Here is a 26,336-nt window from a genome sequence, read left to right as displayed (position 1 = left end):
TCTGTCTTTTTTAGTCAGTGGGTTCCGCCGCCCGGTGTCATAATAAAAATAGAGTAATATGTAAATCCGGCGAAAAATACGGTTAAGTAAGCTCCGAAAATATAAATATACATCCGCTCAGTCAGATTCAAATAAGAAAGAAATACGAAAAAGATCGTCTGTCCAAAAAACAAAAGAGATGCGTCCTTCATGCCGCCTAAAAAAAACATTACTGCAAAAATCCCCGTCCAAAATCCTAACACCCGGAACATGCGATTCATTCCTTATCCCCTCCCGAGAGTCTATCTGAAGTTAATTATAATGGATCGGCAGTCGAAATGTAAACATTTTCATGATTATATTTATTGTGGAATTTATGTCTTTCCCCGTGTTTTATATCTTATGCCGCTCTGAACAAAAGATCCGAAAATTTTTTTGAAATACGTTTAGTGAAAAAAAGTTCAGGGTACTTATGTTTACAAAGAGACGGATTATCCGAGGGAGGAATTTTTAAAAATGAAAGAACTTATTTTTTATTCATACCCGAGCTGCACATCATGCCGAAAGACGAAACATTGGTTAAAAGCCCACAACATTGATTTTCATGAGCGCCATTTATTCAGGGAGACACCGACAATTGATGAATTGAAGCAAATCTTATCCTTAACGACCGAAGGAATTGATGAAATATTAGCGACGAGAAGCCAAACATTTAAAAACCTCAACCTGAATCTTGAAGAAATGACTGTAAATGAAGTGCTGAAGCTTCTGACTGAAAAACCGAAGCTGCTGCGGCGTCCGATCCTGATCGATCACAAAAAACTCGTTATCGGATATAATCCCGGAGAATTAATGAAACTGACGAAGAAAAAAACGGTACATCAATCCGTATCATAAGAGAAAAACGAAGATCCGCTGATCAAACATTATCAGCTAATCTTCGTTTTTTGCGGTTACAGGACTGGGCTAGCTGGATTCGAACCAACGATCACGGAGTCAAAGTCCATTGCCTTACCGCTTGGCTATAGCCCATCGGATGTAATTACAGTATGTGCGTCCGGCGGCAATTTATACATACAAAGTAATTTTGATTTGAATGGAGGAAACCCGTGAAACATTTAAATGAAGTGTTATCTGAAGCATTAATTGAAGAATCAGGTGAAATCACACGCCAATGGCTGCTCATACCCGAATCGGGGCGGCCTTCAGATGATCAGAGAGCAGAAACGCAGCACCGCCTGTTAATTGAAATCGTTGCCAGGATTATATCGGAAAAAGACGGTGGGGACGAGGAACTGACAAAGTGGGCGCTGCAGTTCGCAAGAGACCGGGCCGTGCATGAAGTCCCGGTCTATGAAAGCGTCGCGCGCTTTAAAGAATTCCGGAGATTGGTCTGGAATCGCATACAGACATGCAGTGAAACGATGTCCGAGAAGCCCGGGACGCCTGCGGTATTTCAATGGGGAGAGAAGCTGAACAAAGCAATTGACCATATGATTGAAGTCTTTACAGAGGAATATTATAAAGTGACGATTAGGCAATTAAACGCCCAAAAAGAAATGATTAATGAATTAAGCGCGCCGATTATGCCGATTGCCGGTATTGGGATTATGCCGCTTGTCGGCGAAATTGACACATACAGGGCAAAGATCATTTTGGAATCGGTGCTTGACCAATGTTCTTCGCTCCGGCTTTCCTATTTATTTTTAGATATCTCAGGTGTGCCGATTGTAGACACAATGGTCGCTTATCAAATTTTTAAAGTGATTGACAGCACAAAACTTCTTGGCATAGAAACGACAATCTCAGGCATCCGGCCGGAAATCGCGCAAACCGTCGTGAAGCTCGGCATCGACTTTTCTCAAGTGAAAACAGAACAGAGCCTGACGAAGGCGCTGGCGAAAAACGGATTTGTCGTAAAAGAATCATTAAGATGATAAAAAGCTGAATGGCAGAGAGGGATTTCTCCCTCAGCTATTCAGCTTTTTCAGCTTCAATCGTCCTGATATGATGGCTGTCGATTTCTTTTACCGTGAATGTGTATCCTTCAAAATCAATCACGCTCCCTGGCTTTGCATCAATATGCTGAGTCAGAAACCAGCCCCCGAGTGTATCGACTTGATCAGCCGTAATCTCTGTTCCGAGTACATCATTGACGTCACTGATCAGCAATTTGGCGTTTAGGAGATAGCGGCTGTCCCCAAGCTTTTGAACGGAGGGTGTCTCATCCGTGTCAAATTCGTCCCGGATCTCGCCGACGATCTCTTCGATGATGTCTTCCGCCGTTACCAATCCTGCGGTTCCGCCGTACTCATCAATGAGAATGGCCATATGAGCATGTTCCCGCTGCATTTTAACGAACAATTGATAAATCGGGATCGTCTCAATCACATGGATCGCCGGCTGAATGTAAGGACTGAGCTCGTGTTTTGTAAACGGAGCTCCTTCTGATAGGAATCTGAATAAAACTTCTTTTATATTGATAATGCCGACAACATGATCTTTGTCTCCCTTTACTACGGGATACCGGGTATATTTATTTGTTTTGATAATATCCCGGAGCATATTTCCCGATCCGCTGTCCAGCGGCAGGCTCACCATTTCATTCCGGGGCACCATGATTTCTTTTGCAGTGCGCTTATCAAATGTGAAAATGTTATTTACGTAATGAAGCTCGCTTTTTTTGATCATGCCGCTTCGATAGCTTTCGGCCAGGAGCACCCGCAATTCCTCTTCCGTATAGGCCATTTCATGTTCGGAAGCCGGCTTCAAGCCGAACAGGGCTGTAATCAGGCGTGCGGAATGATTAAGCAGCCAGATGAACGGAAACATTAACTTATAAAACAAAATCATCGGTCTGGCAAACAAAAGTGTAATCCGCTCAGCTTTTTGGATAGCAAAACTTTTCGGTGCGAGTTCACCGATGACGACATTCACATATGTAACCAGCAGAAATGCAATGATGAGTGACAGGACATGGGCAACCGCTTCATGAAGTCCGGTTTTTAAAAATAACGGCTGAAGCATTGCTTTGACTGTCGGTTCACCCAGCCAGCCGAGTCCCAAGGCGGTTACGGTGATACCCAATTGGCACGCCGATAAATATTCATCAAGGTGTGTAATGACATGCTTGGCAGCTTTTGCCCCTTTCATCTCTTCCTGAATGAGCTGATTGATGCGGGAGCGCCTTGCTTTAACGATTGAAAACTCTATAGCGACAAAACATGCCGTTAATAAAATAAATAGTACGATGGCAGACAGTTTGATGATATACAATGGAACGCCTTCCGAGAAGGAAGGCTTGCACCTCCCTTTTTTCGGAATAATACCACTCTGGAAAGCTGGTCAAACATCAAACCTGGTTTAGCCCGCTGCAATTACGGTAATTAAAAGAAGAAAGCGATACTGGAGGCTGACAAGAGATGAAGGTACATTCGGGAGCGGACTGGGTTTGGTACCAGCTCGGTCCGCATGAAAAAACAGAAGCGAAAAAAATGATCCGCCACAATCACTGGCCGCAATGTGAAAAGTGGTTTGAACATGAAAACCATATAAACTTTCTGCGCTCAGATACAAATGATCAGAATAATGAAGCGGTTTTCGGTTCTTTAATCTATCATCAAGGATTAGATGATGAAAAAAATCATACCGTATTTCACTTTTATATTACGAGAGACTTCTTTTTTACGATTAATTTTGATTTTTCGCTGCTGCGCGGCATAAAAGAAAAGCACGCCACACAGCAGATCCAAACATGCGAGAATGCGATAGAAGGCTTTTTTGTTCTGCTCGGCGAGCTGATGAATTCCTATCTTATCGGATTAGATGAATTTGAAGTCAAGCAGCGGACGCTGAAATGGCAGATTCATGATGACAACAGTAAAGGAATCTTGGAAAATGTGCATAAACTGCGCCATGAACTGTTCATTTGGAAAGGGCTGACGCTGGGAGCTAAAAAAGTGGAAATGGCTTTAAAAGAAGCTTTTCTCCCGAAAAATGACAAGCAGAAAGATTACCTCAGGGCTCATCAAAAGATGGAAAGAGGCATTACATATATCAATGAATTTGATCAGGAACTGAGCAATCTGCTGCACGCAGAGGAAGTCATTACCTCCCAAAGAGGAAATGAAATTGTGAAAGCATTGACGATCTTTACAACTCTCTTTACACCGATGACGGCGCTCGGAGCTCTCTGGGGGATGAACTTTGATAACATGCCGGAGCTTCATTGGAAATATGCGTATATCGGTTCCATTGTGCTTATAATCGTATCAACCCTGCTGATTTATATTTATCTGCGGCAGAAGGGCTGGACAGGGGATATTCTGAAGGAGAATCAAAAGAAATATCTGCGGAAAGAAAAGAAACGCTAAGCAGAGCAGGCGCACGCCTGCTTTTTTTATGGCCGAAAATTGCTGAATGGAGCCGGGTTTCCTTCAGTAAATCAATATTTAAGCGGCTTATTTTTGCTTTTTTTACGATTTACACTGTGCAAAAAGCATTATTTCTCCTTTGATCACTTTTGTGTATTTGATTTACAATACGTGTCGGAAGGAGGGAAGTCTTATGGAGAATATTGAAACATACAGCAGGAACATCATCAACGAGGCCTATATGGCAAGGGCTTCAGATATACACATTGTGCCGAGGGAAAGGGATGCTTTCATTCATTTTCGCATCGGTCATGCTCTTGTGAAAAAAAGAGTCTTAAAAAAAGAGGAATGCGTAAGGCTTATTTCTCATTTTAAATTTTTATCAGCCATGGATATAGGAGAAAGACGAAAGCCGCAAAACGGATCACTGTCTCTGCCGCTTCCAACGGAAACCGTTCATTTGAGGATGTCAACCTTGCCGACAATGAATGATGAAAGTCTTGTCATCAGGCTATTGCCTAAAAGGCAGATTCCCCCTCTGGATAAACTGTCCTTATTTCCGGGGGCAGGCGCCGCATTATTATCCTTTCTGAAGCATTCGCACGGCCTGCTTCTTTTTACCGGCCCGACCGGATCTGGAAAAACAACCACCCTTTACTCGCTTGTCAACTATGCAAAACGGCATTTCAACCGGCGGATTGTCACGCTGGAAGATCCCGTAGAAACGAGAGATGAAGATGTTTTGCAAGTTCAGGTGAATGAAAAAGCCGGAGTCACATATTCCACCGGTTTAAAAGCGATTTTAAGACATGACCCCGATATGATCATCTTAGGGGAAATCAGAGATGCCGAGACGGCTGAAATCGCAGTCCGCGCGGCCATGACAGGACACCTCGTACTGTCAAGCCTGCATACAAGAGATGCTAAGGGCGCCATATACAGGCTGCTGGAGTTCGGGGTGAACATGACGGAAATTGAACAAACCGTTATTGCCATCGCCGCTCAGCGTCTGGTTGATTTAACGTGTCCGTTTTGCAAAACGGACAACTGTTCCGTGTACTGCAGTCTATACAGGCAGACACGCCGTGCTGGGATTTATGAACTGCTTTACGGAAAAAATCTCACCCAGTGCTTTCAAGAAGCAAAAGGGGAGCACGCCAATTTTCAATATCAGACGCTTCGCAGGCTGATCAGAAAAGGCATCGCGCTCGGTTATGTCACGACTGATAATTATGATCGGTGGGTGTATCATGAAGCGGATTAAAAGAACCTGGCCGTTGAAGGACCAAGCGGCTTTTTTGAAAAGGCTCGGTGAAATGACGGAAAAAGGATACAGCCTGATTGAAGGGCTCAGACTGCTGAAACTCCAGCTGCATAAACGTCAGCTTGCAGAGCTGACGGACGGAATTCGCCGGCTGAGAGAAGGCGATTCGTTTTACCAAGTGCTTGAGGCACTGTCTTTTCATAAAGAAGCCGTCTCGATCTGCTATTTCGCGGAGAAACACGGAGAATTGCCGGGGGCGATGAAACAAAGCGGCGAATTGTTACAGAGAAAGCTCATGCAGACGAATCAAATCAAAAAAATGCTCCGGTATCCGATGTTTTTAATATGTTCCGTCTGCGTCATGTTTTATATCCTGCAAAGTTTGATTATTCCGCAGTTTTCAGGGATTTATCAATCAATGAATATGAATACTTCCGGTGCGACTGCTTTCATCTTTGCGTTTTTTCAGCATTTTCATGAAGCCTGCGCACTGGGGATGTCAGCCGTTCTCAGCTTGTTTTTGTACGTTTGGTTCTTATGTAAGAAAAAATCCCCGCAAGACAAGATGCTTATCGTTGTGAAAATCCCCCTGATAGGAAAAGCGGCCGTTCTTTTTAACAGCTACTTTTTCTCTTTACAGCTCAGCAGTCTTCTGAAATCCGGTCTTTCTATCTATGACAGCTTAACTGCTTTTAAAGAACAATCTTTTCTGCCTTTTTACCGTGAAGAAGCAGAGATGCTCATTACACGTTTGAAGGCCGGTGAAACTATAGAATCTGCTCTTTCCGGCCATCCGTGTTATGAAAAAGATCTTGCGGCTGCAGTCAGTCACGGACAGGCAAACGGCCGGCTTCATCGCGAACTTTATACGTACAGCCAGTTTATGATGGAGCGTCTTGAACAAAATGCGGAGAAGTATACCGGTATTCTCCAGCCTGTCATTTACGGTGTTGTGGCCGGTATGATTTTACTTGTGTATATGTCAATGCTGATGCCGATGTACCAGATGATGAACCAAATGTAAGGGAGTGCTTCGTCTGAAAAATCAAGATGGATTTACTTTAATTGAAATGCTGATCGTTTTATTTATCGTTTCCATTCTGCTTTTAATCACGATTCCTAACGTAACAAAACATAATCAAAGCATTCAGCATAAAGGCTGTGAAGGACTTCAGAATATGGTGAAAGCCCAAGTGACGGCGTACGAAATCGACCATGAAGGAAAAATGCCGGATATGACCGACTTACAATCAGAGGGATATATCAAAAAGAATACAGCCTGCCCGAATGGAAAACAGATTTTAATAAAGGGCGGGGAAGTTACAGTTGAACAATAACCGGCTGACAGAAAACGGATTCACTCTTCTTGAAAGCCTGGTTGTGTTAAGTCTGGCGTCTGTATTGCTGACTGTTTTGTTCACGGCGGTTCCGCCGGTTTATACCCATCTGGCCGTGCGGCAAAAAACAGAACAGCTCCAAAAAGACATTCAGCTTGCTCAGGAAACGGCTATCGCAGAACATAAAAGAACAAAAATCACATTTCTCCCAAAAGAGCATAAATACAAGCTGCAGTCAGCCGGAAGGATTGTTGAGCGTTCCTTTGATTCGCTTCACATTACACTTGTGACTTTACCGGAGAGCCTTGAATTTAACGAAAAAGGCCATCCGAATTCCGGCGGAAAGATTCAATTGAAAAGCGCGGGATTCACTTATGAAATAACAATTTACTTAGGGAGCGGAAATGTCCATGCAGAACGGAAATAAGGGGTTCTCTACTATTGAAACACTATCAGCAATGGCTATTTGGCTGTTCCTTATGATTTCTATCGTTCCGGTCTGGACGGGCATGCTGACAGACAATCTGAAAATAGAAGAACACCAGGAAGTGTACCAGCTTCTTCATAAACATATCAGCGCATATATGATGTCCGGAAAAAAGCAGCCATCTCCCGATGTGACGTGGAAGGAGGATGGTGATTATTACAAAGTCTGTGCAGCTGTCCGCGGCGAAAAAGAAATGTGCCTCAGCATTCTCAAAACAGACTGGCTTTACGCTTCTTAATGTTTTGGTCTCCTTGGCCGTCTGTCTCTTCTTATCAGGCACTCTGAGCCCAATTTTACATTTGTTTTTATCAGGCCGGACCGATAACGGAGGAATAGACAGCCGGGAGCATCATATTGCCGTTCAGCAGATCATGAATGAATGTAAACAGGCTGAGACTGTGGAGCCTGCAGATGGCGGACGGGCGTTAACCTGCAGGAAAACAGGAGGCGAAGAAGTGCGTTTTGAAATCTATCACACGATGATAAGGAAAAGAGTGAACGGAAAAGGCCATGTGCCGATCCTGCATAACGCTGCTTCATTAACGGCTGATGTGAAAAACGGCCTGATTTTAGTGGGAATCACAAGCGTTACAGGTAAAAAGAAGCAGACGGCCATTCCGGTTTACAGCTCTTTAAAAGGTGATTAAAATGTACAAATCTGACGGGTTTATATATCCGGCGGTTCTGTTTGTTTCTGCCGCAGTTTTACTTGTCATCAGCTATACTTCATCTGATTTCATCACCCGAAAAACATTTGCAAAAGAGGCCGGGGAGTACTGGATCGGTGAGAACCTGCTTCAAAACGGCGCACTGCTGTCAAGCCGTCATATGATACAGGGACAAAAGACTCAGTCGGGCACACAGCGTTTTCCGTACGGAACCGTCTCCTTTTACATCAACGGGAACGATCGCCGGGAAACGGTTCAAGTTACAATAAAGGCGGTAACAGCATCAGGGACGAGACGGGAGGCTCACCTTTTATTCAATCATAAGAAGAAACAGCTGATTCAATGGACAGAAGTATAAAAAAGAGGCGGCGGGACAACACTTCATAATAAAGACAGTATGAGGTGAGAGCCATGAAAACAAACGATTATGTAAAATATATGACTGAGCAATTCGTTAAATATTTCGATACGCCGAAACAGGAACGAAAAGAGCGAAAAGAAGTGCGGAAAGAAAAGAAAATGCCGGCTTCTCAACACTGGTTCGGAATATTGCCGTATGGTTTTAAGCTGTGGATGCAGCGGAAAAAATAAAGTGCAACACCCGAAAGGTCCTCCTGATATAGGAGGGCCTTTATTGGTATTCCTCAATAACCGCAATTTTATTTACCTTTTGGCTGTAGGGATTAAAAGAAATCGTAACAAACACACCAAATTCTTTAGCGCCATCCCGCAATGTCAAGTGATATTGTTTGACTGCTTCATCCGTTCTTTTCCGATCCCACACCTTTTGAATAAATAACGTTTGAGCGAGCGGATATCTTTTTTTAGCTTCTTTTTCTGCGATTTTTTCCCATTTTGATTTATGGTGAACAGCATAATAAGGCACCGTTTCCGCCTGAGCTGTCCCTGAAACTCCGAAACCAAGAATTGAAAGGCAAATCAGACTTTGTTTGATCATCATTCTTCGTCCTTTCGCTGTATATAGTTTCCATTTTGTGTTGGTCACTCCGTTATTTTCTCACATTTTATTAGAAAAAATTCCAAAAAGGTGTGTAATTTGGAGCAAAACGTTGTTTTTAAAGGATATATTCTTAAAAACGAACAATTTGATCGTTTTTGACATTTTCCAATACGATAATCCTTGATTATACTTTGTTCATGCGGTTCTTTAAAGAGAACGAATATCATATTTATAAACAGTTTTACAGGGGGTAAGGCATGTTCCGATTGTTGCGACCGGAAAAAAAGGGCAAGGTGAGATCGAGAATGATGCTGTTTTTACGGCTGTCGTTCATTTTCTGCCTGCCCGTGACGATATGTACTCAGTTTACGGGAGACACAAGTTCCTCCTTTAATGATGTGAAAAGCTTCAGTCTCCCGGTTCAAACGTGCGGAGATTTTCGATATACAGATGACAATTGCCGTTATGACGAACGCTGGGATCAAAGTGATTTACATATCACAAATCAAACTGATACGTCAGGCACCGTGTGTGCGCCGCTTCAACTTTATGCGGAGCTGGAGAACAGGGGGAAAGAGCGGACTGTTTCTGACTGGAAATGGGAGCTCCATAAAATTGCCTCTCAGCAACAGCCTTTACAAAACGGCAATGTCGTGGATAAAGGGCTTATTACTGATAAAAAAAGCAAAACGATTTATAAAATGGAGTCAAAGCGGGCCTTGCAGCCGGGAATTTATGCATTCAAGGTTTACAAGCCTGAAGGATATCCTGCGAACGAAGAAAAATTTGAGTGGTCAAAACCGATGAAGCTTGTTAAGTGCCAAGAACAGGCGACGGCTTCCGATCAGAAGAAAACAGAGAAAAAACCGGCTGAGCCGGCAAAAGAAAGCGGGGAAGAACATGAAAAAAACACTGAAACTGATCAGTAATATTTTGTATGCCGTAATCTTCAGCTTGATTATTGTGCTGACATTGACGGTAATCTCGACCCGGGCTTCCGGCGGTGAGCCGGCCATCTTCGGCTATACGCTGAAATCCGTGCTGTCGGGTTCAATGGACCCGGAATTTAAGACGGGTTCACTCATAGCGGTAAAGAAAATTTCTGATGTGAATGACTTAAAAAAAGGCGATGTCATCACTTTTACACAAGATGACGGGTCAGTCGTAACACACAGAATAATCGGGATCACAAAAAAGGGCGGCCGCCTGTTGTTTGAGACAAAAGGAGACCATAATGCCGCTCCGGATGCCGCACCCGTTCAAGCTGAAAAAGTGGCGGCCCAGTATACGGGATATCAGCTCCCGTATGCGGGATATGTAATACATTTGGCCAGCCAGCCGATCGGAACGGCGATTCTGTTAATCGTTCCCGGCGTCATGCTTTTAATTTACTCAATAACAGTCATTGCAAGCGCTCTCCGCGATATCGAGCGGAAGACGAAAGCGCTGGAGGAACATGAGAGAAACGGGACCATGTCCACATGAATACGGTTGCAACCTGGCGACAGGATTTGATAACAAAAAATGAAAAAGTAAGGGGAGTACAAACATGGGTATGAAAAAGAAATTAAGCTTGGGCGTTGCCTCAGCCGCACTCGGTTTAGCATTAGTAGGAGGAGGCACATGGGCCGCATTTAATGATGTGAAGTCCACGGACGCCACATTTGCGTCAGGAACACTTGATTTATCGGCTAAAGAACAATCAGCCAATGTCAATTTGTCAAACTTAAAACCAGGCGACAAATTGACAAAAGATTTTGAATTCAGAAACAACGGTTCACTTGCCATTAAAGAAGTGCTGATGGCTTTGAACTTTACTGACTTCAAAGGAGCAAAGAAAGGAAACGAATCTGCGGAGGATTTCCTCAGCCAGTTTGAAATTACGGTTCTGACAGTCGGTAAAGAAGGGGGCAACGGCTACCCTAAAAATATCATTTTGAAGGCGGCCAGCCTGAAAGACTTATACTTAATGTCTGCAAAGCAGGATAAAGCAGCGGCTGAAGCGATCAGCAAGCATATTGATCCGAAGTTCTTGAGTGAGAGCGGAAAAGTCAATGTAGCAACCATTAACGGCAAAACAGCGCCTGAGTACGACGGAGTTCCGAAAACGCCTGTTGATTATGATCAAGTGCGGATGGAAATCCGATTTAAAAATGATACCGCAAAAGACGCAAACGGTCTGAGTGTCCAAAACAAATTCCAGGGCAATGCGATTTCTCTTCAATTCTCATTTGAAGCAACGCAATGGAACGGATTGACCATTACGAAAGACCATACGGATAAAGACGGTTACGTGAAGGAAAATGAAAAGGCTCATAGTGAGGATAAAAACTGATCCGAATGCCGGACAGATAAAAGAGGAGTTGTGCACATATGGCGGCACTACTCCTCTTTTTGCGCTTTTCTCCATTTTTGATATTCTAAAAATTCACGAAATTGTTTTTTTGATACCCCGGATGTCATCGCATCGCGAACTAATTTCTCCCATTCACTATCTAATTGACCATCGTATTCGGTTTCATGTTTTTCATCAAGTAATGTATGAACCGAGACGTCCAGAACAGCGGAGACTTTTTCTAGAAATTGAATGGAGGGGTTCGTCTGTAAATTTCGTTCTATTGAGCTTAAATAAGACTTCGCTACCCCAGCTTTTTCAGCTAGTTCTGATAGTGAGTAGCCTTTTTCTTTTCGGTATTGTTTAATACGCTGGCCAATCAATGTCATCACCTTCCTTGTGATATTATAGCACATTCAGAAAGGATTTACGGTATGACTTCTGGCGGCCTGGATATGTTGAGAAGACTTTTTATGCGAATGCAGGTATTTGCGTATCTCTTCTAGGCTGATATTTGCTTTTTGGGCTTCTAATATCAGTTCAACCCATTCCTTATCTAATTGCGAAAACTCTGTTTTTGCATTTTTCATGCATTTTCTCCTCCTAAAATACTTGTTTATGTATTTCAGCCAATCCGGCCATGACCTTATCTTTATTTCATGTCTGGAAGTGATTCATCGCATGCGAAACGCCAGAAATTTTTTCTATATACCTTTATTATAATATAGAATTTCTAAAAAAAACGGGAAAGCTGTCGAATGGATAACTCTTATCCAGAAAAATTACTTTGCAGGAAAAATAAACCGCCGTTCTCAATCTGAATGTGAATTTTCGGCTGATATAAGGCTTTCAGCGCTTGTTTTTCCAATTGGTATTCCTCAGGTTTTTCCTCTGTCTGCTCATAAAACTGATCGAGAAGCCTGAGGTCCTTCTTCCATCTGGCGATCGCGTTGTCAGCCCAGTCTGACGGCTCTTTGGCGGCAGCGTTTTTCAAATAATGCTCCATCCTCTTAATCCCGCTTTCCGGCTTAATCATCGGCGATATGGTAAAGCAATAGTCTGATATTTGTGATGTCAGCGGAAGCGGTGCAAGCTTCTGCTGAAATCCTTCTATAATTGTTCCAGATACAAGATGCAGGCCTAAAGACAAAAGTCTGTCTTTTTTCATGTCGGATTGGTATGAAATCACTACATTTAATCCAAGCCAGGGCTGAAGCGGCACTCTGGCTCCGGCTGATACAATTTTCTCATATATTCTTGTAAATCTCCCATTTTGTTTAACTGCTTGAAAGATTTGAAAGAGCCGCGGGGCTCCGAAGTAAATAAATTCTCCGTCCATATCATCCGGAGCCGTTTCTTTATCAGTGATGAAAGTGATCTTCATCGGGTTCGGTTCTCCGCCCGTTTTTTCACGCCAATGCCAATAAAACGGCCGGTTCATAATTTGTTTGTCCATCTCGACCGTCAATTGAACCGTCATAAAACCCGGCCCGTGATCAGTAATCGGGCAGTGGTTCGCTTCAAAAAAGCGCAGTAAAAATTCGTGAACCTCCTGCTGTCTCATGTCGCGCTTCCTCCTTTAGATTAAGAGCCTTTTTTTCTGGCCGGCTTTTCCGTACCGTACGATAGAAAAGAGGTAAGATTGTCCATTTTGATTCGCATTTCTTCCTCTGTCAGCGAGTGGCATAAAATATCATGTAAGTGGTCTTCAAAATTGTTCACTTTGATTTTTGTTAATATGTCATCTAATTCTCCGACGACATTTTCGAATAAATGAATTTTGTCATACAGAAGTTTTAAGATATGCTCTTCTACCGTATGTTTTGTCGCCATGTTGTAAATGTGGACATCTCTTTCCTGACCGAGTCTGTGTATCCTTCCGATTCTTTGTTCAAGCCGCATCGGGTTCCACGGGAGATCATAGTTGATAATATGATTACAGAATTGCAGGTTGATCCCTTCGCCGCCGGCTTCCGTAGCGATCAGCACTTGCACTTTCCCCCGGAAGAGATCCTTCATCCAGTCTTTTTTCCCACGCTTAAATCCGCCTCTGAACGGAACAGAGCTTATGCCGTTCTGCTGAAGAAACCATTGCAGGTAAATCTGTGTCGCCCGGTACTCAGTAAAAATAATGACCTTGTCATTAATCTTTTGGATCAAGTCAACCACTTGGATCGCTTTTGAGTTTTGCGTGACTTGATTGATGCGGTCCATTAAATTCGCAATCGTCTGTTCATCGAATGCGGGCGCTTTTTGCTCCTTTTGATCAAGCATTTTTTTAAGCGTCATATACACGGCTTCCCGGCTTGAACAGCACTCTCTTTGCAGCGTCATAATGGAAAATGCGCTTGTCGGCTTTTCCGTGCCGTTTTTCAGTGCGGCAATGTCATCGTAAAGCGCCTGTTCCGTCGGTGAAAAGGTGATCGGCACTGTTTCGACGTGGCGCTTCGTCCATGTAAGCCCCGTGTCGCTCCGTGTGTTTCGGATCATCACCTTATTGACGAGCTCTTTCAAATGCTCATGAGCGTCAATTCCGTCCTTTTGATTGAAGGTTTCTTGAAATCCGCTTTCATTTCCCAAGTGGCCGGGCTTTAACAGTGACACTAAATTAAAAATTTCTTCGATCCGGTTTTGGATCGGGGTTGCCGTCAGAAGCAGGCAGTACTTCTTCACAAGACTTCTCGCAAATTCATAATTTTTCGTTTTGCTGTTTTTGAGCTTGTGCGCCTCGTCAATAATGACGAGATCATACGGAATAGAAAGCACAATTTCCTTGTGAGGCGAGCGTTTGGCCGTATCAATCGAAGAAACGACGATATCGCACTGTTCCCACACATAGCTTTTCTTCTGTTCAACAGCCGGTATTAAAAACTTCTCCTGAAGCTCTTTCACCCATTGGGAAACGAGTGATGCCGGCACAAGAATCAGGATTTTTTTTGCCAGCCCGCGAATCATGTATTCTTTTAAAATCAGGCCCGCTTCCACCGTTTTTCCGAGCCCCACTTCATCAGCCAAAATCGCCTTGCCGTTCATTTTTTCAACGACTTTCTGGGCAACTTCAAGCTGATGGGGAAGCGGAGTGAAATCGGGCAGGTATAAAGGAGCCCTCAACCCTTCAAATTCAGGAATGGCAAGAGTCTGCTGGACTTCAGCCGACAGTTTGTACAACTCCCAATTTGACCAGGGACCGTCCGTTTTCAGCCGCTCAGAAAACTCTCCCGGCCAGTTTGCATCAAATATGATCTCTGCTGTCATATGTAACAAAACCGCCTTTCTTTTAAAAAACTGATTTATCATAATTTTTGTTGCCGGACGTAAGTGAGGGTGGTAGGATATAAGTAATGATTTCACCCAAGATATTGCTTTAGTATGTCCATAACAATTGGTAAATATGAGCGAATGACAGCAAGGGGAGAGACTCGGAAGAAAGATGTGCATCCGGGCGCCGAAGGAGCAAACTGCGGAGTGAATCTCTCAGGCAAAAGAACTCTTGCTCGACGCAACTCTGGAGAGTGTCTGCGAGCAGAAAAGGCAGACCACCAAAGGGGACGTCTTTATGATGTTTTCATAAAGTAAACTTTCAGGTGCCGGGACAGAGAAACCTTCATTTTCATGAGGTGTTTCTCTGTCCTTTTTTATATGTCTTTACAATGCGCCAATGACTGAAGGGGGAAGATGATGCTGAAACGAACACCGCTTTATGACGTATATAAAGAATACGGCGGAAAAACGATTGATTTTGGAGGATGGGAGCTGCCTGTTCAATTTTCTTCTATTAAAGAGGAGCATGAAGCCGTCCGCACAAAAGCGGGCCTGTTTGATGTGTCCCATATGGGAGAAGTCGAAGTATCCGGGCAAGACGCCCTGTCTTTTCTGCAAAAAATGATGACAAATGACGTTGCCGACTTAAAGCCGAAAAGCGCGCTTTATACCGCCATGTGTTATCCCGACGGAGGCACGGTCGATGACTTGCTGATCTATCAGAAAAGCGAAACCTGCTATCTGCTCGTAATCAATGCGTCTAATATTGAAAAAGACCTCGCTTGGCTGAAGGAACATGCAAAAGGGGATGTCACATTAACGAATCAGTCTGACGAGATTTCACTGCTTGCCGTTCAGGGACCGAATGCTCAGACGGTTCTTTCGAAGCTGACTGAATGTGATTTGGCTTCCTTAAAGCCGTTTACGTTTATTGATGAGGCGGACGTTGCCGGACGCCAAGTCCTGCTTTCAAGAACGGGATATACCGGTGAAGACGGGTTTGAGCTTTATTGCCGCAACGGAGACGCGGTTCATCTTTTTAAAGAGATTCTTGCAGCGGGAGAGAATGAAGGGCTCGTTCCGTGCGGTCTCGGCGCCCGTGATACGCTGAGATTTGAAGCGAAGCTCGCTTTATACGGTCAGGAATTGACGAAAGACATTACGCCGATCGAAGCCGGAATCGGATTTGCCGTAAAGCACAAGAAAGATTCCGATTTTTTTGGGAAGTCTGTATTGAGTGAACAGAAAGAAAAAGGAGCTCCGCGTAAGCTGGTCGGGCTTGAGATGATTGAAAAAGGGATTCCGAGACACGGATACGCCGTAAAAAAAGACGGTGTTGCAATCGGTGAAGTCACGACAGGCACACAATCTCCGACTTTAAAGAAAAATATCGGCCTTGCCTTAATCAAAACGGAATTCAGTGAAATCGGAACGGAAGTAGAAGTGGAAATCCGCAAAAAAACGGTAAAAGCGAAGATTGTCCGCACACCGTTTTATAAACGTCCAAAACAGAGCTGAAAAAGGAGAGTCATATGAAGCATCGATATTTGCCCGCGACAGAACAGGATAAAAAAGAAATGCTGAAAGCCATCGGCGCAGAAACAATTGATGAACTGTTTGCCGATATCCCGGAAGATGTGAGGTTTCAAAAAGACTACCAAATTAAAAAAGCAAAATCAGAAACAGAGCTGACGAGAGAGCTGACAAAGCTTGCAGCGAAAAATAAGGACGCTGTTACATATGCATCTTTTCTGGGCGCAGGTGTGTACGATCACTATCAGCCGGTTATCGTCGACCATGTGATTTCCCGGTCAGAGTTTTACACGGCATATACGCCTTACCAGCCTGAAATTTCACAAGGAGAGCTGCAGGCGATTTTTGAATTTCAAACGATGATCTGTGAGTTAACGGGGATGGATATCGCAAACTCCTCCATGTACGATGGGGGGACGGCGTTGGCGGAAGCGGCGATGCTTGCGTCGGGCCATACGAAAAAGAAAAAAATCGTCATTTCCGCGGCCGTTCATCCGGAATCACGGGATGTCCTGAAAACATACGCAAAAGGCCAATATATCGAGGTAGTAGAGGTGCCCGCGAAAAACGGCGTCACAGACCTTGAAGCATTAGAGGATGCCGTTTGCGATGAAACGGCCGCCGTGATCGTCCAGTATCCGAACTTCTTCGGACAAATTGAGCCGTTAAAGGACATTGAGCCGCTCGCACATAAAGGAAACAGCCAGCTGATTGTTTCTTCAAACCCGCTCGCTCTCGGTATTTTGACACCGCCCGGGGCATACGGAGCTGACATCGTCGTCGGGGACGCGCAGCCATTCGGCATACCTGCGGCGTTCGGCGGCCCGCACTGCGGCTATTTTGCAGTAACGAAAAAACTGATGAGGAAGGTGCCGGGCCGTCTTGTCGGCCAAACGGAGGATGAAAACGGCCGAAGAGGCTTTGTTCTCACCCTTCAGGCGCGCGAACAGCATATCAGAAGAGACAAAGCCACCTCCAACATTTGCTCAAACCAGGCGCTGAACGCTTTAGCGGCTTCAGTTGCGATGACGGCGCTCGGAAAAAACGGCGTCAAAGACATAGCCCGCCAAAATATACTGAAAGCTGATTACGCGAGACGCCAAGCGGAAAAAGCCGGCTTGCACATAGCGTTTGACGGCCCGATGTTTAATGAGTTTGCAGTCAGGCTGAATGAGCCAGTCAAGGAAGCAAACCGGAGGCTCTTACAACAAGGCATAATCGGCGGATATGATTTAGGCCTAGCGTATCCGGAACTGAAGCAGCATATGCTCATTGCCGTCACAGAGCTGAGAACAAAAGAAGAGATCGATTCGCTTATTGCGGGATTGGGGGATCAACATGAATAATCAAGATCAGACGCTTATTTTTGAAATGTCCCGCGAAGGGCGTGTCGGTTACAGCCTTCCGGAGCTTGATGTACCGGAAACGGAGCTTGAAAGCCTTCTTCCGGGTGATTATATCCGCAATGAAGACGCAAAGCTTCCGGAAGTATCAGAGCTTGATATTATGCGGCATTATACCGCACTTTCTAAGAGAAACCACGGGGTTGATTCAGGTTTTTATCCGCTCGGCTCCTGTACGATGAAATACAATCCGAAATTAAATGAAAAAATTGCCCGGTTCCCAGGCTTTTCAGCCATTCACCCGCTTCAGGACGAGGACACGGTTCAGGGAGCGCTTGAGCTTTTATACGATTTAAGCGGACACTTGGAGGAAATTACGGGTATGGACGAGGTGACGCTGCAGCCTGCGGCGGGCGCTCACGGCGAATGGACCGGCCTGATGATGATCCGCGCTTATCATGAAGCACGGGGAGACTTCGGACGGACGAAGGTGATTGTTCCCGATTCTGCCCACGGGACGAATCCGGCATCCGCCACGGTCGCCGGCTTTGAAACGATTACCGTCAAGTCAAATGAACACGGGCTGGTTGACATTGAAGATTTGAAAAGAGCGGTAAATGAAGAAACAGCGGCGCTGATGCTGACGAATCCGAACACCCTCGGCTTATTTGAGGAAAATATTACAGAAATGGCTGATATCGTCCATCAGGCCGGCGGAAAGCTTTATTATGACGGAGCGAATTTAAACGCCGTTTTAAGTAAAGCAAGACCGGGAGATATGGGATTTGACGTCGTTCATCTTAATCTGCATAAAACATTTACCGGGCCGCACGGCGGAGGAGGACCAGGCTCGGGCCCGGTCGGAGTAAAGAAAGAATTCATTCCGTACCTGCCGAAACCCGTCCTCACGAAAAAAGAGGGCCGTTTGACTTTTGACTATGACCGTCCGCAATCGATCGGGCGCGTAAAGCCTTATTACGGAAACTTCGGCATTAATGTCAGAGCCTACACGTATATCCGCTCCATGGGGCCTGACGGCTTAAAAGCTGTGACCGAAAACGCGGTTTTAAATGCAAATTATATGATGAGAAGACTCGCGCCTTATTATGATCTGCCGTATGCCCGTCATTGCAAGCATGAATTTGTGTTATCGGGAAGAAGACAGAAAAAGCTCGGCGTAAGAACGCTTGATATTGCCAAACGGCTTTTAGATTTCGGCTATCACCCGCCGACTGTGTATTTCCCTCTCAATGTGGAAGAAAGCATCATGATCGAACCGACGGAAACGGAATCGAAGGAAACGCTTGATGCCTTTATAGATGCCATGATTCAAATTGCGCGGGAAGCGGAGGAATCACCTGAGACCGTTCAGGAGGCGCCGCATACCACGGTTGTCAAAAGAATGGATGAAACCAAGGCCGCAAGAAAGCCGGTTTTAAAATACGAACATACATCTGCCGGCAGCCGCTGACGGGTATAAAAAAAGAGCTTCCGTATAAAACGGAGAGCTCTTTTTTATTATTGGTTCTTTGCTTTAATTTTTCCGCCCCATTTTTTAAATCCGCCTTTCAGGTTGTAAATATCCTTGCAGCCGTGTTTGCGGAGCGTCTGTGCCGCGCGTCCGCTGCGGACATTGTTTTGGCAGTACAGATAAACGGGTTTATCAGGACGGATTTCGCTTTTGCGCTGCTTCAGCTGTGACAGCGGAATGTTACGCGCGCCGAGAATATGGCCGCCTTCAAATTCATTCGGCTCACGGACGTCAATCAGCTGCGCTTTTCTGTAGCCCGCGCGGAATTCCTCTTCCGTAAGTGTTTTCATTAAACGCTGCTGGTAAAAATACGACACGATCATATAAACGATAAACGCCGCAACAATAATTAAAGCAATCATATTAGACAATGCGATTCTACTCCTTTAGCTTATAAAATCAAAAACCCTGCTTGTGAAAACAAGGCTTACCGGACGTTTTGGGACAAATACTATTATAGTAAAGCATGAAGCGATTGTCATCCTTAATGAAACGAAATATTTTTCATTTTCACGTCAGTTTGTTAAACTGATTTTATTAAAACGATAAAGAAGGGTTCAGTGTATGGAAAAAGAAACATGGCGGTTTATTGACTCAGGGAATGAAAGCCCGGCATTTAACATGGCGCTGGATGAAGCGCTTTTATATTGGCACAGCCAAAAAAAAATTCCTCCGGTGATCCGTTTTTACGGCTGGAATCCGGCAACGCTGTCTGTCGGGTATTTTCAAAATATTAAGAAGGAAATTAACTTTGACGCAGTACATAAACACGGCCTCGGGTTTGTCAGAAGACCGACAGGCGGACGGGGTGTTCTACATGATAAAGAATTGACATACAGCGTAATCGTTTCAGAGGATCATCCGGAAATGCCGGCCACGGTGACAGAGGCATACCGGGTGATTTCAGAAGGCATTCTGCAGGGGTTCAGAAACCTTGGGCTTGATGCTTACTTTGCGATTCCGCGTACGGAAAAGGAAAAAGAAAGCCTGAAAAATCCGCGCTCGTCCGTCTGCTTTGATGCGCCTTCGTGGTATGAGCTGGTCGTCGAAGGGCGGAAAGTGGCGGGAAGCGCGCAGACACGCCAAAAAGGCGTTATTCTTCAGCACGGCTCCATCCTGCTTGACATTGATGAGGACAAGCTGTTTGATCTGTTTTTATATCCGAGCGACAGAGTCCGTGAGCGCATGCAGCGGAATTTCAAAAACAAAGCGGTAGCCATCAACGCCTTAGCGCAAAAACCGGTAACGATGGATGAAGCCAGAATCGCTTTTAAAGCCGGTTTTGAGGAAGGCCTGAACATTCATCTTGAGCCTTACACACTCACGCCGGAAGAGCTTGCGTTTGTCAATGAGCTGGCCGAGACGAAATACGCGTCTGACGAATGGAATTATAAGCGCTGATTAAGGCTTGACAGACCGGAAGCATCCTTGTTTTTTCATGACCGTTAGTGTAAACTTGTAATGGTTTATAAAGTTAAGGTGCTTTTTGGGAGGGGTACGATGACAACACCAAGTATGGAAGATTATATTGAACAGATTTATATGCTGATAGAAGAAAAAGGATATGCACGGGTTTCTGATATCGCGGAAGCTTTGGCAGTCCATCCCTCCTCTGTAACGAAAATGGTTCAAAAACTAGATAAAGACGAGTACTTGATTTATGAAAAATATCGCGGGCTCGTATTGACGTCAAAAGGCAAAAAGATCGGCAAACGCCTCGTATACAGACACGAATTGCTTGAGCAGTTTTTAAGAATCATTGGTGTTGATGAAGAGAAGATTTACAATGATGTAGAAGGAATCGAACATCATCTGAGCTGGAACAGCATTGACCGCATCGGCGATCTCGTTCAGTATTTTGAAGATGACGACAGCCGGAAAAAAGAATTGAAATCCGTACAGAAAAAAACCGAAAATCCCGGTGAATAAAGGGCAGCCCGAAATAGGGCGCCCTTTTTTTAATGTCTTCATTCTTTGGTCTATTTCACCAAGCCGTTTCTTAAAATAATAATACACCTTGGATGGAAGGGAGAGGGCGCGTATGCAGATTGACGGCGTATTTTCGGGCGGGGGGATAAAAGGGGTGGCGCTTGCCGGCGCGTATGAAGCGCTTGAAGAAAAGGGCTATTGTTTTGAAAGACTCGCCGGAACAAGCGCCGGCGCGATTATTGCCGCATTTATCGCTGCGGGCTACACGAGCAGAGAGGTTCATTCCATCATAGATGAGGTGGACGGAAGACAATTGCTTGATCAGAGATATTCCTTCCTCCCGCTGAATATCCTGCAGTGGGTGTCGATATATTGGCGCCTTGGATTATACAAAGGCGATACGCTGGAAAAATGGATTGCGGATAAATTAAAAGCGAAGGGCATCATCGCGTTCGGCGATATGAAAAAAGGATCGCTCCGTCTGATCGCTTCAGATCTGACGAACGGAACGATGATCGTGCTTCCTGACGACCTTCCCCGCTACGGATTAAATCCGGAGATGTTCCCAGTTGCCAGAGCTGTCAGAATGAGCTGCAGCATCCCTTATTTTTTTGAGCCGATTAAACTGAAGACTGATAAAGGCACCTCAACGGTCGTTGACGGCGGCGTGCTAAGCAATTTCCCGATTTGGCTGTTTTCCAAAGAGCGCAGGCGGCCGGTCATCGGAATTTCGCTTTCGCCTAACGAAAAAGAGCGCCCGAAAAACTCAATCCGCAACGCTTTTGAGCTGTTCGGCGCTTTGTTTGAAACGATGAAAGACGCTCATGATGCCAGGCATATCGCGACGAAGTACGAACAGAATATTATTTTTATTCCGGTGGAAAATGTGATGGCGACGGAGTTTCATCTCACACCGCAAAAAAAACTAGCTCTCATTGAGCTAGGAAAAAGCAGAACAGAGCAATTTTTGAAGCAATGGAGCTATTAAAAAAGCGCTCTGTTTTTCTTTTTATTCTTTTTACCTTCTATGACGGTAAGCTGGGTCTGGCTTTTTTTCTTAAGAATCATCGGCTTCGGTCTGCTGCTGCTCGGCACGCTCCGCAAATGGCTGACCCGCCCTCTGTGAGCGGCGCGATGCTTCGCTTTTTGCTCCTTCATTCGGAGCCGCGATTGTTTGGCCGCTTTTTTGAAAGCGGTTCCGTCACGGCCGGCGCGGCGGTTCAGAACCGATCTCACGATAAAATAAATGATGACGCCTGCGATAATGACGGTAATCGCTCTTGAGATCATCTGCCCGGGGTTTGTTACCGCCGCATAAATGAAACCAAATGCACCAAGCGCTATTAATACAGCAAAAAAAGGTTGTACACGATGATTCATAACTGCCCACCTCCGAAAATAATAACAGGTAACGGTTCAGATTACGTTGTCAGACGGCTTTTCGCTCTGTTCTGAAATGTCTTCCAGTCTGAGAAGCTCGTTAAAGCTTTCTATGGCAACCTCGACCTGGTCATCTTCCGGTTCCTTTGTCGTTAAAAGCTGCAGCCACAGGCCGGGATAACCGAGCACCTTCAAAACAGGGATATTCCGCACCTTGTTCGTCAGCTGGAGCACTTCAAAGGAGATGCCGAGGACGACGGGTATAAGCGCAATCCTGTCTAAAATCCGCACCCAAAGCGGATCTGTCGGAACGAGTAAATAGACGAACATGCCGACAATGATCGTAAATAAGATAAAGCTTGAACCGCAACGGTAATGAAGCCGTGACTGTTTCTGAACATTTTTTATTGTAATTGGCAAATTCTGTTCATAACAGTTTATGACCTTATGTTCGGCTCCATGATATTGAAACACTCTTTTAATTAACGGCGTCATTGATAAAAAATAAATGTAGCCGAGAAGCAGGATAAGCTTAAACACGCTTTCTATTCCGATCTGCGCGGCGTCTGAGGAAAAAACGGGCCTTACAAGCTCCGCTAAAAAGACCGGGACGAGCGTAAAAACGAATTTGCTGAACAAAAACGATAGAACGCCGATCACCGCCAGGCTGAAAAACATTGATAAGCCCGAACCCTTCTTATCTTCCTGTTCCAGCTTGGCGTCATCCTGAGGATCAAGCCCGTAACGTTCGCTGGAAAAGTTTAAATGTTTTGTGCCGTTGGCGCTTGCCTCAATAATTGCGATGATTCCCCGCAAAAAAGGAATCTTCTTTAAAGCCGAAAGCTTGGAATTCGGCACTCTCGGAAGCTTAAAAAAATCAATGCTTCCGTCATTCCTGCGGATGGCGGTAACATAATTTTTTCTGCCGCCGAACATTACCCCTTCAACGACAGCCTGACCGCCGTATGCGGGCGGCGTTTTTTGTGTGGACATTGTTTATCAACCTGCCTGTTTTCTTAGGATTTACTAACCATTTCCTTTCACTCTATTGTACAGGAAACAGCGGTAAACCTCTAGTTAGACAGCCGGAAAATCAATGCTTTTTCTACAAGCAGTATACCCTGTTTTCTAAGATTTTACTCATTGATTGAAAATATGGCGGAACTTTTTATGACTTTTCAATTTTGGGGCATTCTATGACTGGAGGTGCCATGATGACCAGCGAAAAACATTCAGAACAGGAAGAAAAAAACAAGCAGGATGAAGATCAGCAGCCTGTATCATTTACCGGCAGAATTTGCGGTATCGGATTTGCCGGGGGTGTATTTTGGAGTTTGATCGGCTATCTCGGGTATCTCTTTCATTTTTCAGAGATCAGCCCCAACATGATTCTTCAGCCGTTTATGATCGGAGAATGGAAAAAACAATGGCTCGGCACGATGGTCAGCATCGTTGTCATCGGGTTAATTTCGATTGCCGGAGCTTTTATTTATTTCGTCTGCCTGAAGCGTTTTAAAACCATGTGGCCGGGGATGGTGTACGGCGTCATTTTATGGTGCGCGGTTTTTTTCTTATTCAATCCGATTTTCCAAGATGTGAAGTCTGTCACTGAATTGAAATCAGATACAATCGTGACGACGCTTTGCCTTTATATTCTGTATGGTTTGTTTGTCGGCTACTCGATTTCCTTCGCCTACAATGAACTTACGTCAGACAAGCTTGCCAGGGCGCTCGGCAACAAGTGAATAAGTGTATAATCCCTGTCCGGTATGGTAAAATGTTCACGAGAAGTGAACATTTTTTATGCTGAAAACCGGGCGGGGATGCTCCCGGTGTCAGGCGGCAGTCAAGAATCGGCGAGGAGGAGAAAGGGAATGAAACTTGAGAAATTGCGAAATCTTTTCGGTCAGCTCGATATAGACGGAATCTTGGTGACAAGCTCCGCCAATCTGCAGTATATGACGGGATTTACGGGTTCGTCAGGCTTGGCGGTCATATCGAAAGAACGTGCGGCATTTATTACGGATTTCCGTTACACCGAGCAGGCGAAGGCGCAAGTGAAGGGCTTTGAAATTATCGAGCACGGCGGAAGCTTAATCCAAACGGCTGCGGACACGATTCTTGAGTACGGCATTAAAAAACTCGGCTTCGAACAAAACAGCCTGACGTACGGAACATATGCATCCTACCAAGCGGTGCTGCAAGAAGCGGAGATGGTTCCCGTCGCGGATTCCGTTGAAAAGTTGCGCTTGATTAAGTCAAGTGAAGAGATTAAGATATTAGAGGAAGCTGCGAAGATTGCGGATGATGCGTTTGAACATATTCTGACGTTTATCAAACCTGGCATCTCAGAGATTTCAGTCGCAAACGAGCTTGAATTTTATATGAGACGTCAAGGAGCAGATGGCTCTTCCTTTGATATGATCGTCGCCTCAGGAGTCAGATCCAGCCTTCCGCACGGAGTGGCAAGCGGCAAATTGATTGAAAAGGGAGACTTGGTCACGCTCGATTTCGGCGCTTATTATAAAGGCTATTGTTCTGATATCACACGCACCGTCGCGGTCGGAGAGCCAAGTGATAAACTGAAAGAAATTTATCAGGTCGTATACGATGCCCAGGCGCTCGGTGTTTCGCATATTAAACCCGGCATGACGGGAAAAGAAGCGGATGCCCTGACGAGGGATCACATCACCGCAAAAGGCTACGGACAGTATTTCGGCCATTCAACAGGACACGGGTTCGGAATGGAAGTCCATGAATCCCCGGGACTGTCTTTCAGGTCATCGGCCGTTCTTGAGCCGGGCATGGCGGTAACGGTTGAGCCGGGCATATACATACCGGAAGTTGGGGGCGTCAGAATCGAAGATGATATCATCATCACTGAGGACGGCAACCGGACAATTACGCATTCCCCTAAAGAATTAATTATTTTGTGATTGGAATATAGGAGGACATCAAACATGATTTCAGTTAACGATTTTCGTACAGGACTAACGATTGAAGTAGACGGCGGCATTTGGCGCGTCGTTGACTTCCAGCACGTAAAGCCGGGAAAAGGAGCGGCATTTGTCCGTTCTAAATTGCGTAATCTGCGTACGGGCGCTATTCAGGAGAAAACATTCCGTGCGGGTGAAAAAGTGGCGAAAGCGCAAATCGAAACAAAAACGATGCAGTATCTTTATGCCAACGGAGATCAGCACGTGTTCATGGATACAAGCTCGTATGAACAGCTTGAATTGAATGCAAACCAAATCGAAGAAGAATTAAAATATCTTCTGGAAAATATGTCTGTACACATCATGATGTATCAATCTGAAACGCTCGGTATTGAACTGCCGAACACAGTTGAACTGAAAGTTGTTGAAACAGAGCCGGGAATTAAAGGCGATACGGCGTCAGGCGGCACAAAACCTGCCAAAACGGAAACAGGTCTTGTCGTAAACGTACCGTTCTTCGTGAACGAAGGCGATACGCTTGTTGTAAATACATCAGACGGCTCTTACGTGTCAAGAGCGTAGTCAAAGGAATTCGGAGTCTGCTCCTTTTACGGGGCAGGCTTTTTTTGCGTTTTAAAACAGAATCTTTCTTCTATATGAAAATAGTGAGACTACTTCCGTCAGCTAGAGCATATAGTGTAACAAAATGCTTGAAGTTGGGGGATTGCAATGAAATTCTTGTTTGGTTCAATCAATTCTACTGTTTTAACGATGGCCGGTTTACGAGTTTTGTCCTCTCTCATTGAATTATCGGCCGCCATTATTATGATTATCACAAACGACATCAGAAAAGCGGTTGTGGTTAATAGTATTTTGGCGATCGTCGGTCCGCTGATTTTTATCATTACGATGACGATCGGCATTTATCAGATTGCCGGACAGCTCTCATATGCTAAATTGATTTTGATTTTTGCGGGGGTGGTGCTGATTTTAGCGGGTGTGCATAAATAGAGGCCCGG

Annotated in this window: 34 protein-coding genes, 1 tRNA gene and 1 riboswitch; of the genes, 24 read left to right on the top strand and 11 right to left on the bottom strand. The window is 44.9% G+C overall.

From position 1 onward, the window contains the following. Positions 1–14: 14 nt before the first annotated feature. Complete coding sequence (locus BAMF_RS32530; protein WP_003153078.1) at positions 15–260, bottom strand: DUF2626 domain-containing protein; 246 nt, start codon at positions 258–260, stop codon at positions 15–17. Between the two features lie 235 nt (positions 261–495). Between BAMF_RS32530 and BAMF_RS32525 the strand changes: the two genes are divergently transcribed. Continuing rightward, positions 496–876: a Spx/MgsR family RNA polymerase-binding regulatory protein gene (locus BAMF_RS32525; RefSeq protein ID WP_013352876.1), complete on the top strand. Its 381-nt coding sequence runs from the start codon at positions 496–498 to the stop codon at positions 874–876. 64 nt (positions 877–940) lie between these two features. Here the strand turns inward: BAMF_RS32525 and BAMF_RS32520 are convergent. Further along, positions 941–1,011 (bottom strand) — tRNA-Gln (locus tag BAMF_RS32520). A 77-nt stretch (positions 1,012–1,088) separates the two neighbouring features. Here BAMF_RS32520 and BAMF_RS32515 point away from each other — a divergent pair. Beyond that, complete coding sequence (locus BAMF_RS32515; RefSeq protein WP_013352875.1) at positions 1,089–1,916, top strand: STAS domain-containing protein; 828 nt, start codon at positions 1,089–1,091, stop codon at positions 1,914–1,916. Between the two features lie 37 nt (positions 1,917–1,953). On the opposite strand, the gene BAMF_RS32510 is transcribed toward BAMF_RS32515, so the two are convergent. Beyond that, positions 1,954–3,255 (bottom strand): hemolysin family protein, encoded by a 1,302-nt coding sequence (locus tag BAMF_RS32510; RefSeq protein ID WP_013352874.1) that lies wholly within the window; start codon positions 3,253–3,255, stop codon positions 1,954–1,956. 146 nt (positions 3,256–3,401) lie between these two features. Between BAMF_RS32510 and BAMF_RS32505 the strand changes: the two genes are divergently transcribed. The 9 genes from BAMF_RS32505 (at position 3,402) to BAMF_RS32465 (ending at position 8,699) form a co-directional block, all read left to right on the top strand. Next, on the top strand, positions 3,402–4,352 hold the full coding sequence (locus BAMF_RS32505; protein ID WP_013352873.1) for a magnesium transporter CorA family protein: 951 nt from the start codon (positions 3,402–3,404) through the stop codon (positions 4,350–4,352). A gap of 193 nt (positions 4,353–4,545) precedes the next feature. Continuing rightward, a complete protein-coding gene (comGA, locus tag BAMF_RS32500; protein WP_013352872.1) occupies positions 4,546–5,616 on the top strand; it encodes a competence type IV pilus ATPase ComGA in 1,071 nt (356 codons plus the stop codon). Then, entirely contained in the window at positions 5,603–6,640 is a 1,038-nt protein-coding gene (gene comGB, locus BAMF_RS32495; protein WP_013352871.1) for a competence type IV pilus assembly protein ComGB, read from the top strand. Before comGA ends, comGB begins: the two co-directional genes overlap by 14 nt. Positions 6,641–6,686: 46 nt before the next feature. After that, a complete protein-coding gene (comGC, locus tag BAMF_RS32490) occupies positions 6,687–6,953 on the top strand; it encodes a competence type IV pilus major pilin ComGC (protein WP_044051905.1) in 267 nt (88 codons plus the stop codon). Continuing rightward, positions 6,943–7,380, top strand: a complete 438-nt coding sequence (comGD, locus tag BAMF_RS32485; protein WP_013352869.1) for a competence type IV pilus minor pilin ComGD — start codon at positions 6,943–6,945, stop codon at positions 7,378–7,380. The genes comGC and comGD overlap by 11 nt, the downstream gene beginning before the upstream one ends. After that, the gene (gene comGE / locus BAMF_RS32480) at positions 7,364–7,678 is read left to right on the top strand and encodes a competence type IV pilus minor pilin ComGE (RefSeq protein ID WP_014470662.1); all 315 of its coding nucleotides are present in this window, start codon (positions 7,364–7,366) and stop codon (positions 7,676–7,678) included. Before comGD ends, comGE begins: the two co-directional genes overlap by 17 nt. Continuing rightward, positions 7,587–8,087, top strand: coding sequence for a competence type IV pilus minor pilin ComGF (gene comGF, locus BAMF_RS32475; protein WP_013352868.1), 501 nt, complete (start codon positions 7,587–7,589; stop codon positions 8,085–8,087). Before comGE ends, comGF begins: the two co-directional genes overlap by 92 nt. Position 8,088: 1 nt before the next feature. Further along, the gene (comGG, locus tag BAMF_RS32470; protein WP_013352867.1) at positions 8,089–8,466 is read left to right on the top strand and encodes a competence type IV pilus minor pilin ComGG; all 378 of its coding nucleotides are present in this window, start codon (positions 8,089–8,091) and stop codon (positions 8,464–8,466) included. 53 nt (positions 8,467–8,519) lie between these two features. Beyond that, entirely contained in the window at positions 8,520–8,699 is a 180-nt protein-coding gene (locus BAMF_RS32465; protein ID WP_013352866.1) for a YqzE family protein, read from the top strand. Between the two features lie 40 nt (positions 8,700–8,739). On the opposite strand, the gene BAMF_RS32460 is transcribed toward BAMF_RS32465, so the two are convergent. Beyond that, positions 8,740–9,069, bottom strand: a complete 330-nt coding sequence (locus tag BAMF_RS32460) for a DUF3889 domain-containing protein (RefSeq protein ID WP_013352865.1) — start codon at positions 9,067–9,069, stop codon at positions 8,740–8,742. Between the two features lie 257 nt (positions 9,070–9,326). Here BAMF_RS32460 and tapA point away from each other — a divergent pair, with 257 nt between their 5' ends. From tapA to tasA, 3 genes are all read left to right on the top strand, one after another. Continuing rightward, on the top strand, positions 9,327–9,998 hold the full coding sequence (tapA, locus tag BAMF_RS32455; protein WP_013352864.1) for an amyloid fiber anchoring/assembly protein TapA: 672 nt from the start codon (positions 9,327–9,329) through the stop codon (positions 9,996–9,998). Continuing rightward, entirely contained in the window at positions 9,970–10,554 is a 585-nt protein-coding gene (gene sipW, locus BAMF_RS32450; protein WP_013352863.1) for a signal peptidase I SipW, read from the top strand. The genes tapA and sipW overlap by 29 nt, the downstream gene beginning before the upstream one ends. Before the next feature lie 64 nt (positions 10,555–10,618). Beyond that, positions 10,619–11,404, top strand: a complete 786-nt coding sequence (tasA, locus tag BAMF_RS32445) for a biofilm matrix protein TasA (RefSeq protein WP_013352862.1) — start codon at positions 10,619–10,621, stop codon at positions 11,402–11,404. Between the two features lie 47 nt (positions 11,405–11,451). Here the strand turns inward: tasA and sinR are convergent, their stop codons facing one another. From sinR to BAMF_RS32425, 4 genes are all read right to left on the bottom strand, one after another. Then, on the bottom strand, positions 11,452–11,787 hold the full coding sequence (gene sinR / locus BAMF_RS32440) for a transcriptional regulator SinR (protein WP_014470659.1): 336 nt from the start codon (positions 11,785–11,787) through the stop codon (positions 11,452–11,454). A 33-nt stretch (positions 11,788–11,820) separates the two neighbouring features. Then, the gene (sinI, locus tag BAMF_RS32435) at positions 11,821–11,994 is read right to left on the bottom strand and encodes an anti-repressor SinI (protein WP_013352860.1); all 174 of its coding nucleotides are present in this window, start codon (positions 11,992–11,994) and stop codon (positions 11,821–11,823) included. 179 nt (positions 11,995–12,173) lie between these two features. Further along, positions 12,174–12,968 carry a YqhG family protein gene (locus BAMF_RS32430; RefSeq protein ID WP_013352859.1) on the bottom strand — a complete coding sequence of 265 codons (795 nt, stop codon included), beginning with the start codon at positions 12,966–12,968 and terminating at the stop codon, positions 12,174–12,176. Positions 12,969–12,988: 20 nt separating this feature from the next. Continuing rightward, positions 12,989–14,659 (bottom strand): DEAD/DEAH box helicase, encoded by a 1,671-nt coding sequence (locus tag BAMF_RS32425; RefSeq protein ID WP_014470658.1) that lies wholly within the window; start codon positions 14,657–14,659, stop codon positions 12,989–12,991. Positions 14,660–14,803: 144 nt separating this feature from the next. Continuing rightward, positions 14,804–14,904: riboswitch (glycine riboswitch) on the top strand. A gap of 178 nt (positions 14,905–15,082) precedes the next feature. On the opposite strand from BAMF_RS32425, the gene gcvT reads away from it, so the two are divergent. The 3 genes from gcvT to gcvPB are packed head-to-tail and all read left to right on the top strand — an operon-like array spanning position 15,083 to position 19,012. Next, positions 15,083–16,183: a glycine cleavage system aminomethyltransferase GcvT gene (gcvT, locus tag BAMF_RS32420; RefSeq protein WP_013352857.1), complete on the top strand. Its 1,101-nt coding sequence runs from the start codon at positions 15,083–15,085 to the stop codon at positions 16,181–16,183. A gap of 14 nt (positions 16,184–16,197) precedes the next feature. After that, entirely contained in the window at positions 16,198–17,544 is a 1,347-nt protein-coding gene (gene gcvPA / locus BAMF_RS32415) for an aminomethyl-transferring glycine dehydrogenase subunit GcvPA (protein ID WP_013352856.1), read from the top strand. Next, positions 17,537–19,012 carry an aminomethyl-transferring glycine dehydrogenase subunit GcvPB gene (gene gcvPB / locus BAMF_RS32410; protein ID WP_013352855.1) on the top strand — a complete coding sequence of 492 codons (1,476 nt, stop codon included), beginning with the start codon at positions 17,537–17,539 and terminating at the stop codon, positions 19,010–19,012. The genes gcvPA and gcvPB overlap by 8 nt, the downstream gene beginning before the upstream one ends. A 47-nt stretch (positions 19,013–19,059) precedes the next feature. On the opposite strand, the gene BAMF_RS32405 is transcribed toward gcvPB, so the two are convergent. Further along, complete coding sequence (locus tag BAMF_RS32405) at positions 19,060–19,443, bottom strand: rhodanese-like domain-containing protein (protein ID WP_013352854.1); 384 nt, start codon at positions 19,441–19,443, stop codon at positions 19,060–19,062. Positions 19,444–19,636: 193 nt separating this feature from the next. Here BAMF_RS32405 and BAMF_RS32400 point away from each other — a divergent pair, with 193 nt between their 5' ends. The 3 genes from BAMF_RS32400 (at position 19,637) to BAMF_RS32390 (ending at position 21,989) form a co-directional block, all read left to right on the top strand. Beyond that, complete coding sequence (locus BAMF_RS32400; protein ID WP_013352853.1) at positions 19,637–20,473, top strand: lipoate--protein ligase family protein; 837 nt, start codon at positions 19,637–19,639, stop codon at positions 20,471–20,473. Positions 20,474–20,572: 99 nt separating this feature from the next. Beyond that, positions 20,573–21,001 (top strand): transcriptional regulator MntR, encoded by a 429-nt coding sequence (mntR, locus tag BAMF_RS32395; RefSeq protein WP_013352852.1) that lies wholly within the window; start codon positions 20,573–20,575, stop codon positions 20,999–21,001. Between the two features lie 112 nt (positions 21,002–21,113). Continuing rightward, positions 21,114–21,989: a patatin-like phospholipase family protein gene (locus tag BAMF_RS32390; RefSeq protein WP_013352851.1), complete on the top strand. Its 876-nt coding sequence runs from the start codon at positions 21,114–21,116 to the stop codon at positions 21,987–21,989. Here BAMF_RS32390 and BAMF_RS32385 read toward each other — a convergent pair. Together BAMF_RS32385 and BAMF_RS32380 are read right to left on the bottom strand one after the other, a co-directional pair. Further along, the gene (locus BAMF_RS32385; RefSeq protein WP_013352850.1) at positions 21,986–22,381 is read right to left on the bottom strand and encodes an SA1362 family protein; all 396 of its coding nucleotides are present in this window, start codon (positions 22,379–22,381) and stop codon (positions 21,986–21,988) included. The genes BAMF_RS32390 and BAMF_RS32385 overlap by 4 nt on opposite strands. 36 nt (positions 22,382–22,417) lie before the next feature. Then, positions 22,418–23,374: a DUF1385 domain-containing protein gene (locus tag BAMF_RS32380; protein WP_013352849.1), complete on the bottom strand. Its 957-nt coding sequence runs from the start codon at positions 23,372–23,374 to the stop codon at positions 22,418–22,420. A 221-nt stretch (positions 23,375–23,595) separates the two neighbouring features. Between BAMF_RS32380 and BAMF_RS32375 the strand changes: the two genes are divergently transcribed. The 4 genes from BAMF_RS32375 (at position 23,596) to BAMF_RS32360 (ending at position 26,328) form a co-directional block, all read left to right on the top strand. Then, complete coding sequence (locus tag BAMF_RS32375; RefSeq protein WP_013352848.1) at positions 23,596–24,126, top strand: YqhR family membrane protein; 531 nt, start codon at positions 23,596–23,598, stop codon at positions 24,124–24,126. 129 nt (positions 24,127–24,255) lie between these two features. Further along, positions 24,256–25,317 carry a M24 family metallopeptidase gene (locus tag BAMF_RS32370; RefSeq protein WP_013352847.1) on the top strand — a complete coding sequence of 354 codons (1,062 nt, stop codon included), beginning with the start codon at positions 24,256–24,258 and terminating at the stop codon, positions 25,315–25,317. Between the two features lie 24 nt (positions 25,318–25,341). Further along, a complete protein-coding gene (gene efp / locus BAMF_RS32365; RefSeq protein WP_013352846.1) occupies positions 25,342–25,899 on the top strand; it encodes an elongation factor P in 558 nt (185 codons plus the stop codon). A 147-nt stretch (positions 25,900–26,046) separates the two neighbouring features. Then, positions 26,047–26,328 (top strand): YqhV family protein, encoded by a 282-nt coding sequence (locus BAMF_RS32360; protein ID WP_013352845.1) that lies wholly within the window; start codon positions 26,047–26,049, stop codon positions 26,326–26,328. The last annotated feature ends 8 nt before the right edge of the window (positions 26,329–26,336 follow it).

Source organism: Bacillus amyloliquefaciens DSM 7 = ATCC 23350 (genome assembly GCF_000196735.1).
Lineage (GTDB): Bacteria > Bacillota > Bacilli > Bacillales > Bacillaceae > Bacillus > Bacillus amyloliquefaciens.
Note: the sequence above shows the minus strand (reverse complement) of the source record. Positions and strands in the feature narration are given on the sequence as shown.